Source organism: Microcoleus sp. Pol12B5, from assembly GCF_036701335.1.
Taxonomy (GTDB): Bacteria; Cyanobacteriota; Cyanobacteriia; order Cyanobacteriales; family Microcoleaceae; genus Microcoleus.
In genome coordinates, this window is sequence record NZ_JAUBQQ010000049.1 from 34,786 (window position 1) to 44,267 (window position 9,482).

The 9,482-nt window shown below is 44.8% G+C and carries 8 protein-coding genes; 5 read left to right on the forward strand and 3 right to left on the reverse strand.

Annotated elements, in window-relative coordinates:
- Positions 1–66: 66 nt before the first annotated feature.
- Positions 67–708, forward strand: a complete 642-nt coding sequence (locus tag QUA24_RS19175; RefSeq protein WP_333231309.1) for a peptidase M15 — start codon at positions 67–69, stop codon at positions 706–708.
- Here QUA24_RS19175 and QUA24_RS19180 read toward each other — a convergent pair whose 3' ends face one another.
- A complete protein-coding gene (locus tag QUA24_RS19180) occupies positions 709–2,397 on the reverse strand; it encodes a DNA repair helicase XPB (protein ID WP_333231311.1) in 1,689 nt (562 codons plus the stop codon). It abuts the gene before it with no gap.
- 281 nt (positions 2,398–2,678) lie between these two features.
- Positions 2,679–4,544 (reverse strand): hypothetical protein, encoded by a 1,866-nt coding sequence (locus QUA24_RS19185; protein ID WP_333231313.1) that lies wholly within the window; start codon positions 4,542–4,544, stop codon positions 2,679–2,681.
- Between the two features lie 373 nt (positions 4,545–4,917).
- Between QUA24_RS19185 and QUA24_RS19190 the strand changes: the two genes are divergently transcribed.
- The 3 genes from QUA24_RS19190 to QUA24_RS19200 all read left to right on the forward strand — a co-directional run bounded on the left by QUA24_RS19190 (position 4,918) and on the right by QUA24_RS19200 (position 7,926).
- Positions 4,918–6,342, forward strand: coding sequence for an aspartate ammonia-lyase (locus QUA24_RS19190; RefSeq protein ID WP_333231315.1), 1,425 nt, complete (start codon positions 4,918–4,920; stop codon positions 6,340–6,342).
- A 172-nt stretch (positions 6,343–6,514) separates the two neighbouring features.
- Positions 6,515–6,841, forward strand: a complete 327-nt coding sequence (locus QUA24_RS19195; protein WP_333231317.1) for a hypothetical protein — start codon at positions 6,515–6,517, stop codon at positions 6,839–6,841.
- A 125-nt stretch (positions 6,842–6,966) separates the two neighbouring features.
- Positions 6,967–7,926, forward strand: a complete 960-nt coding sequence (locus QUA24_RS19200; protein ID WP_333231319.1) for a DUF362 domain-containing protein — start codon at positions 6,967–6,969, stop codon at positions 7,924–7,926.
- A gap of 323 nt (positions 7,927–8,249) precedes the next feature.
- Here QUA24_RS19200 and QUA24_RS19205 read toward each other — a convergent pair whose 3' ends face one another.
- On the reverse strand, positions 8,250–8,426 hold the full coding sequence (locus tag QUA24_RS19205; protein ID WP_333231321.1) for a hypothetical protein: 177 nt from the start codon (positions 8,424–8,426) through the stop codon (positions 8,250–8,252).
- A 132-nt stretch (positions 8,427–8,558) separates the two neighbouring features.
- Between QUA24_RS19205 and QUA24_RS19210 the strand changes: the two genes are divergently transcribed.
- Positions 8,559–9,170, forward strand: coding sequence for a class I SAM-dependent methyltransferase (locus QUA24_RS19210; RefSeq protein ID WP_333231323.1), 612 nt, complete (start codon positions 8,559–8,561; stop codon positions 9,168–9,170).
- Positions 9,171–9,482 lie beyond the last annotated feature (312 nt).

The window sequence follows — 9,482 nt, forward strand, 5'->3', positions numbered from 1 at the left end:
TGCTTCTAAATTATCTGCCAGTATTTAACATTAAGGTATTCACCTCTAATTGCTGTAGTTCATTCTATGAGACAACCACAAACTGTTAAAGCTTTGGAAAAGCTAGGACGGGTTCAACTCTCTAAGAGTTTTTTCATGCGCGAGTTTCTTTATTCAGAAATCTCTCAAATTGAAGGTATCCCTAACATTCCTAGTGACCCAGATTTGGCGATCGCAGCCGGAAAGAATTTGTGTGAGAGGGTACTTGAACCAATTCAAGATGCGCTTGGTCGGATTAGTATCCGTTCAGCCTATCGTTCTTGTGCGGTGAACGCCAAAGGAGCAGAGAATAACAATCAGTACAGTTGTGCCAGTAATGAGTCCAACTATGCACAACATATCTGGGACGTAAAAGATTCAGGTGGGTATATGGGAGCAACAGTATGTATTATTGTTACATCCTTCATCCCTTACTATGAACGCACTCACGATTGGACAGCATTGGCATGGTGGATACATGACCACATAGATGCTTATGCAGAAATGACCTTTTTCCCAAAGTATGCAGCGTTCAACATTAGGTGGAGCGAGAATCCTAATGTTTCAAAAGTAATTGATAGCTACGTAGAAAACCCGCACACTGGTAAGAGAGGGTGTCTGACAAAGGAGGGGATGGATAATTTCTCAGGTTCGCATGAGCAGTTTTACCAAGAGTTTATCGATCGCTGACTAACCATCGCCTTGAACTTCTATGCGATAGTTGTAGCCCTGTTCGGTGAGGAATAGTTGGCGGTGTCGGGCAAAATCTTCCTCGCAAGTTTGTAGCGAGACTAATGTATAAAAGCTGGCATTGTGTCCGTCGGGTTTGGGGCGGAGAATTCGTCCGAGGCGCTGCGCTTCTTCTTGGCGAGAACCATACTTTCCCGATACTTGAATCAACACATCGGCATCAGGTAAATCGACGGCAAAATTGCCCACGCGAGATAGAATTAATCCGGGAATTTCTTTATGACGGAATGCTTCGTATAACCGATCGCGCTCAGCCTGTTTTGTCTTCCCCGTAATCAGAGGCAATTCGGTAATTTTGGCGATCGCATCCAACTGTTCGAGATACTCACCAATAATTAAAATACGGTGTCCCGCCTCCTTTTGCAATAAACTTTGTACCACATCCAACTTACCCGGATTTTCCGCAGCAATCCGAAACTGGCTGCGGCGGGGCGCTAGGGCATATTCCATTTTTTCCGCCTCATTTTGCGCGACGCGGATTTCCGTACAATTCGCAGTGGCAATAAATCCCTGTCCTTCCAATTCGCGCCAAGGTACGTCATAGCGCTTGGGCCCAATCAACGTGAATACATCGCCTTCTTTCCCGTCTTCGCGAATTAATGTCGCAGTTAAACCTAACCTGCGTCGTGCTTGTAATTCAGCAGTGATCCGAAATATCGGTGCAGGTAATAGATGGACTTCATCATAAATAATCAGTCCCCACGATTGGGCGTTAAACAACTCGAAATGCGGGAATTCATCATCTTTATTCGATCGATAACTGAGCATTTGGTAAGTCGAGAGAGTTACAGAAGCCGTTTTTTTGCTGTTGCTGCTGTACTCGGCGATCGCATCTTCAGTTAAACTCGTCTTGTCTAATATTTCCCTGCGCCACTGGTGTACCGAAGTCAAACTGCTGGTGAGAATCAATGTTTTTTGCTGCACCAAACTCATCGCAATCATCCCCACAATCGTCTTACCAGCGCCGCACGGTAGGACGATCGTACCGCTGCCACCTTTTACCTCTCCGCTCTGATAGAATGCTTCTACTGCTTCTTTTTGATAGGCACGCAAATTAAAGGGTAAATCGCTTCCTAAAGTGCGATCGCGCAATGCAATTGCTAACTCGGCACCCTCGACATATCCAGCCAAATCTTCCGCCGGATAACCCACGGCTAGCAAAGCTTGTTTGAGTACACCGCGATTCCCCGCATCGACTTGAAAGCAAAGATCCGAAATCCGCTTACCTAACAGCGGTTTTACGCGCTCGTCCCGCACTAGCAACTCCGTCAGCGGGCGATCGGCAATCCGCAGTTGTAAATCGGAATTTTCCGCATCAATCCTTTCAATTACCGTCAATCCGTAGCGCGTACCAAGCAGTTCGATTTCCTGCGCTACCGACTCAGGAATGTCATATTTAGCATACTTTCGCAAAGCTGCGATCATCAATTTAACTAACATTCCCGCCGCCCGCGCATTCCACACGCTGAGGGGCGTGATGCGATAGGTGTGGATGTGTTCGGGACTTTTGATTAATTCGGCAAAGGGGGCGATCGCTTCTCGCGCCTGTTGTGCTGTGGGAGCGTGAACTTCTAGTAAGATCGATCGATCGCTTTGTACGATTAAAGCATTTTCGGGAACATAATTCATAGGAAGAAGGAAGAAGGAAGAAGGAAGACGGAAGAAGGAAGACGGAAGAAGGAATAAGTTTGTTAGAACAGAAAAGTTTGGTTGATTTGCTCCAGTCCATGTTATAAGGTGCGTCGCGATTGAGATTGTCGATCTTTTTTTAGGATTTATCGCCAGCGATGCACCCTACAAATACTCAAAGTCCCCCTTTTTAAGGGTGATTTAGGGGGATCTGGACTCAGCTATAAACGAACAATAAAAAGGTTTTTGGGTGATTTTTGACACTAATAGTATCAGGTGTACTATTTATCCCGCTGGGGTAAGACGTAGCCGACTTGCCGCAGGGCGTTGCGAAATTTAGTTTCCTGGGATAATGGAACCGTCAAAGTGCGATCGCCCGCTAGCTGACAGAATTTTTTGGTACGGGAATCATTGGCAATCAACACTGCTAAATGGGCGTTTGTGCATTCGATTAACTTGACAGTTCCTATATCTTGCAAACTATTCGCTCGTTCTGTAACATCCGTCAGAAATCGCTGTACGGTTTCGGGTAGCGGTTCGATACTTCTTGTCTCTAAAACTTCTTTAAATTCTGCTAGCGGGTATCCGGCTTCAATGGCGGTAAATAGCTTTTGTCGATCGAGTTGCCAGACGACATCTGAAACTTTTTTAGCATAGAGATCGAGAACGATCGCATCTGATGTCGCGATGCCTTCTCCTGCTACAACAATATCTAAGTTGGGCAGTACGCGGAGTGTTTGACGGAACTCAATTGCTGGCGGAGTGTAATTCTGAGTCAATCCCAAACAGTAAGCCCCCAAAGCTGTCATGCGAAAAGATATTAAGCCGTCGTAGCGGCTGAGAAATCTCAAATCGTCCGTACCCCAAAGATCGTCAAAATCGCTGGGTAGGAGGGACGGATCGGCATAGGCAACATCAATTATTCCCAGGGTAGCAACATACTCAAACAACAGGCAGCGCATATATCTTTCTTGCAGAATATGCCAATCGTGACTGCCCGAATATCCTAAGTTACCATACCCAAATTCAGAAATATAGAGATTGTCAGGATCGCGCGTTACTTCAAACCGATTGCCCGTTGCCAACATATATCTGCTAAATTCGCTAAACAGAACCCATTTACCGACAGGACATTCTGCTAGAATTGAGGCGATCGCCTCTCTCCGCCCCGCCACCGCTGTCATGCCGCGCGCCCCCTTGCCGGTTTGTCCTTTAATCGCATCAATGCGGCGAAATTCATCAAAAGAGTTTGTTTTTAACCAGCGCTTCCATGCTGTCTGCAATCCTTTGGCAGGTGATTCTTGCAAGGCTTTCTGTCCCGCTTTCGTCAAAACTAGCTTTTTGCCCGATAGTTCGGCGAATTTGCTCGCTTGGGCGATCGTGGCCCAAGCAAAGGATTTGATGTTACCAACCTCGTAGAATATATCGCCCTTTTCCAAGGTAGCTTGGCGCTGTTCGTCGTTATAAAAATCACCCCCTTGCAATACAGCGGCGATCGCTTTCAGAGTTGCGGCACCAGGTAATGCGGTTTTCTCACTAACGGCCACTTTGCCCGACTGAATCAGACGCAAAACTGCTTCCAAATCCTTTGGGGCTGACCGTTCCATTTCAAAAATTGTCAAAGGAACTTCGTACTCGGATACCTCTCTTTGAGATGTACGAAAGTTCTGTTTTTCTACACGAACAATAAAATTATCTGGCAGTACATCGCCAACCAGATTTAAGGGAGTTGCTTGAGGTTTTGGCACAAACTTCAGCAATTTTTGTTCAAGATCGTAGGGTATCGCAGTGCCGTAGAAGAACAAGCATAGTAGGGATGGTTCTCGGTTGTATCCATAGCGATCGCTTGTTCCCCAGTTTGGTTGTTGTCTGTATTTCGCCACAAATACATCGGCATCATAGCCACCACCTGACCCATGTATAACTTCCGCTACGGCCGCTTTTTGCAAATCGTCTAATTGCGCCCAAACTTGCTTAAGTTTTTCTCCCTGCATTTGCTGTTTAATCCCAGCAACCAGGTCAGCTTTGCGGGTTAATTTGCGATCGCCCGACAACAGTGCATTCAGCTTTTTTAAATCTTCAACAATTATTCCTTCGAGTGCCTCTTGGAGGGTAGTAACATCATCTAGGGTTTGGTAACGCGGCATAATTTTTGGCAATTCGCCTGCTGCAAAATTGTTTGTGCTACCAAATATAACAATTTTCCCCGATTTGTAATTTGAATTTTTGTTACAAAAATCAGAAGCCTGGTTTAATATTTATTGTTAAACAGCCTAATCTTATCTAATAAAGTACAAAAATAGGCAGAATAAAAAACTCCTAATTACACAACTACTCTTCACAGATTTAGGGAAAAATCTTAATTTAAAATTTGAGTTTTGAGATTGAACTCAGAGTGTGAGATAATTATTTACAATCGTGACTTGTATTTTACTGAGTCCGCCGACGCGGTAAAACAGCAGTGACAGTCAGCAGCGTTTAAAAAAAATCCCAATTCCCAATTATCACAAACAAGGCGATATGAGCGAACACCAAACCATCAGCTACCGCACCGAAAGCGACTCGATGGGAGACAAACAAATCCCATCTAATGTCTACTACGGCATCCAAACCCTGCGCGCAGTTGAAAATTTCCCGATTAGCGGCATTAAGCCTTTATCAACATACGTTGAGGCTTGTGTTTTAATTAAAAAAGCAACGGCGATCGCCAATGGCGAACTCGGCTGCATTCCCCAAGACATCAGTCAAGCAATTGTCCAAGCAGCAGATGAAATCCTAGCTGGCAAATTGCGCGATCAATTTGTAGTTGATGTCTACCAAGCCGGCGCCGGAACTTCTCACCACATGAATGTTAATGAAGTTCTTTCAAATCGCGCTTTGGAAATTATGGGCGAGGAAAAAGGCAATTACAAGCGCATCAGTCCTAACGATCATGTAAACTACGGTCAATCGACAAATGATGTGATTCCGACGGCGATTCGGGTCGGCGGATTGTTGGCGTTAGAAAAAACTCTTTTTCCAGCATTATCGGATGCCGTAGTCGCCCTAGAAAACAAAGCCGAAGAATTCAAAGATATTGTTAAATCCGGCCGCACTCATATGCAAGATGCCGTACCGGTTCGACTCGGCGATACCTTCGGCGCTTGGGCGCAAATTCTCAGAGAACATACATTGAGAATTGACAGGGCATCCGATGATTTGACATCTCTGGGATTGGGGGGAAGTGCGGCCGGAACAGGGTTAAATACTCACCCTGAATATTGTCAAAAAGTTGCTGAAATTCTCTCCGAATTAATTGACCACCCCCTGAAACCAGCAAAGCATTTAATGGCTGCTATGCAGAGTATGGCACCGTTTGTAAATGTGTCTGGTGCACTGCGAAATCTCGCTCAGGATTGCGTTAAAATCTCCCATGACTTGCGTTTGATGGACTCCGGGCCGAAAACGGGTTTGAAAGAAATTCAACTGCCTCCTGTGCAACCTGGTTCGTCCATTATGCCGGGAAAATACAATCCTGTGATGGCAGAAATGACATCGATGGTTTGTTTTCAAGTTATGGGTTACGATAGCGCGATCGCCCTGGCAGCCCAAGCGGGACAATTAGAATTGAACGTGATGATGCCCCTGATTGCCTACAATCTCATTCACAGCATCGAAATTTTAGGCAATACCATCAGCGCGCTGACTACACAATGCCTCGAAAAAATTGAAGCTAAGGGCGATCGGTGTCTCGCTTATGCTGAAGGTAGTCTCGCCCTCGTTACCGCCCTCAACACTCACATCGGCTATCTCAACGCCGCCGCCGTCGCCAAAGCATCCCTAGAAACTGGCAAATCTCTGCGGCAAATTGTGTTAGAACAGGGTTTAATGAGTGCAGAAGACTTGGCAAAAGTTCTAGATTTAAAGAAAATGAGTGCGATGCCAACATCTTCTGCTAACGTATAGGCGATCGCAGGAATCAGCTAGAAACTAGAAGGCTGAACTCGATTTAATTCTGCCTTCTGCCTTCTGAGTTCTGCCCGATCGCTGTCACCGGTTAAAGTTAAACAATTCAGAGTTAATTTTTTTTAGATTTAATTCTGATTTTTTTATAGTCTAAAGTTGGGGAGCAAAATTTATGCGCGCAGGTTCTTTTGCCAAATTAACTCAAGATAAAGAGAACACAACTCAAGTGACATTTCATTATGTGGAAGGTCATGCTGAAACTTTCACTATTCCGATGCCTGCACAAGAATTCCAAGAGGAAGTGCTGACTTTGTTAAATCAACCTTGGTTGACTTTCCATTTAGCCGATCAAACGGTTTTTATCTGCACTGCCCGGTTGGTGAAAGTTGAAGTTAAACCTGCTATCCCTGAACTGCAAGGTCAAGGAGTATTCTCTAACTCGTTGCGAGTTAGTACCATGCAGCGGGCTGCTGCTGGTAGATTGGCGATGGATACTTAGGACTCATTTGTATTGAGATTATTCTTGGTAAGGTGCGCGCGGATCACCCTGCTTAGGGTGATCCGTGCGTGCGTTACATTGAGATTATTCCCCATCGATAACCAATTACACATTAATTCATAATTATGTCTGCTGTTAGTTTAATTCGTGCCAATTCATACGATCGCCAAATCTTGCAAGCATCTTTAGAAAGTTTGCTGGAACCCTTGGGCGGAATCTCGGCTTTTGTCAAAGCGGGCGATCGGGTTTTACTCAAACCCAATCTCCTCACCGGTTCTCGCCCTACAAAAGAATGCGTCACCCGCCCAGAATTGGTTTACTGCGTCGCTAAAATGGTCATTGAAGCGCGAGGAAAACCATTTTTAGGCGATAGTCCAGCTTTTGGTAGCGCTATGGGTGTAGCCAAAGCAAACGGTTATTTGCCACTTTTGGAAGAACTGAATTTGCCAGTAGTTGAGTTTCAAGGAAAACGCTACGAAACTGTCAGCGAAGATTTCAATCATCTGCGAATTTGCAAAGAAGCAATGGAAGCGGATGTAGTGATTAATTTGCCCAAACTCAAATCTCACGTTCAATTAACCGTGACAATGGGCGTGAAAAACTTGTTCGGCTGCGTCCCCGGCAAAATGAAGGCTTGGTGGCACATGGAAGCTGGCAAAGATAGCGCCAGATTCGGTGAAATGCTGGTAGAAACTGCCCGGGCAATTAACCCAAATTTGACGATTTTGGATGGCATTATCGGCCACGAAGGTAACGGGCCAAGTGGCGGTGAACCTAAGTTTTTGGGAATTTTAGCCGCATCTGATGATGTGTTTGCTTTGGACAGAACTTTAGTTGAAATTATTAATGCTGATCCGGCGGCGGTTCCCACTGTAGCTGCGGCGATGAGATTAGGACTGTGCTCGAATTTAGAGGATCTTGATTTTCCGCTGTTGCAGCCGGAAAATCTCAAGGTTTTGGATTGGAAGTTGCCGGAAAACATGATGCCGATAGACTTTGGTATGCCCCGCGTGATTAAGTCTACTTTCAGGCATTTTTATATCCGGTTTATCAAAGAACGGATGGGGGCTTACGCCGATCGATAGGAGGCATTCGCTACAAATACATAAAAATGCACGTTTGTCAATCAGCTCTTGTGCTGAAGATTCAAGAAAAGTTTGGCTTCCCAACTCAATTGGGAGCTAAATTTTCAGATCAGGGAACAGTAGCGGGCGCAACATTTGCGCCCACCGATATATGAAATGGCAAATTTCATACTTCGCTTTCGCAAAAGATTTCAGCAATATTATTGAGGTACAAATGCAACAAAGCTTTTATGGGTCTCGCTCGCAGCCTACATCGCTCCCCAGTTTTATAACTTAATTTATACTTGTAGTATTGCTGAATTCGTAAATATATGAAAACTTACTCACATCCCGATCGCAGAATGTGAAGTTTTTTTATGCAAAGTGACAAAGCAAGTTAAATGCGTTAGCTTAAATTCGATGTAAGCTGAAAACCACGCCGCAGCAATCGTGTTTCCGAAACCTAATATTTTTTGGGCAGTCATCTGCTGTATTTCGGATTCTGCAATTCTTAATGGCACATAATTGATTTCTGGATTTGACATCCAACACGAGTGGTTATGAGTACGTCAAGTACCTAAATAATGAAAACTCCAATGCAAAGTCAAACGTCCTTAAGCCCTACCGTCGTCTGCCCGATATCGGGAGAGAGTATGAAACCGTGGCTATTCATACCCGGTGATTGGCGCAGACCTGCAAACAAAGAGTCATTTCAATTGTATTGGTGCGAAAAGTCACAACTTGGAGGCATTCATCCTCTACCCGATTTCAACAAAATTGCCAGCTTCTACGACATCGATGAGTATTATACTCATCATATAGACTTTACAGGCTTCGTATCTGCCTCTTCTATTTCCTTCTTCGATAAATTGCGTACCCATCTAGCTTGGCGTTTTGATCGCGGAGTAGATGTCACAAGTAAATGGTGGAAGCAACAGTTCGGGACTGCTTCCTGCTCGATATTAGAAATCGGTTGCGCCAACGGGCACCTGCTGCAAGAATTGCAAGCAGATGATCACAAAGTCTGGGGTGTAGAACCCGATCGACAAGCTTTGGTTTTGGCCCAACAGCGAGGTCTTGATGTATTTTATGGTACTGCTGAATCTTTGCCCCCGGAAGTCAAGTCTAGACAGTACGACATAATTGTGATGAACCACGTACTCGAACATACCAGAGATCCTTTACTTGCACTCCGCAATGCCATGCAATTGCTCGTGGATGGTGGCAAATTGGTAATGGAAGTACCAAATAACTCTTGTAAGTAGTTAGACAGAATTAATTACACAAATACATAGTAGAATGGTATTCCAGGCAAAATTATGAGTTAATTAGAATTTCATATGATGTTGATCAGGGAAATAAATCCTCTTTCGTCTAAATTGCTACAGCGAATTCATCGCCAAAGCCGACATCATCAGGTACGTCACGCGTGCACATTGCCTCATATTAGCTTCGCAAGGAGTAAAAAAAGCAGAGTTAATGAATATTTTTAAAATAAGTTAGGTTGAGTCGAGGGGGGATATTATTCCCCGCCCCTCTCGGTTAGATCTGGGCGTGCGACTTTCACCGCACCCAGC

Coding starts and splice junctions, on each gene's coding strand:
- QUA24_RS19175 (WP_333231309.1), top strand. CDS start 67: ATGAGACAACCACAAACTGTTAAAGCTTTGGAAAAGCTAGGACGGGTT.
- QUA24_RS19180 (WP_333231311.1), bottom strand. CDS start 2,397: ATGAATTATGTTCCCGAAAATGCTTTAATCGTACAAAGCGATCGATCG.
- QUA24_RS19185 (WP_333231313.1), bottom strand. CDS start 4,544: ATGCCGCGTTACCAAACCCTAGATGATGTTACTACCCTCCAAGAGGCA.
- QUA24_RS19190 (WP_333231315.1), top strand. CDS start 4,918: ATGAGCGAACACCAAACCATCAGCTACCGCACCGAAAGCGACTCGATG.
- QUA24_RS19195 (WP_333231317.1), top strand. CDS start 6,515: ATGCGCGCAGGTTCTTTTGCCAAATTAACTCAAGATAAAGAGAACACA.
- QUA24_RS19200 (WP_333231319.1), top strand. CDS start 6,967: ATGTCTGCTGTTAGTTTAATTCGTGCCAATTCATACGATCGCCAAATC.
- QUA24_RS19210 (WP_333231323.1), top strand. CDS start 8,559: ATGAAACCGTGGCTATTCATACCCGGTGATTGGCGCAGACCTGCAAAC.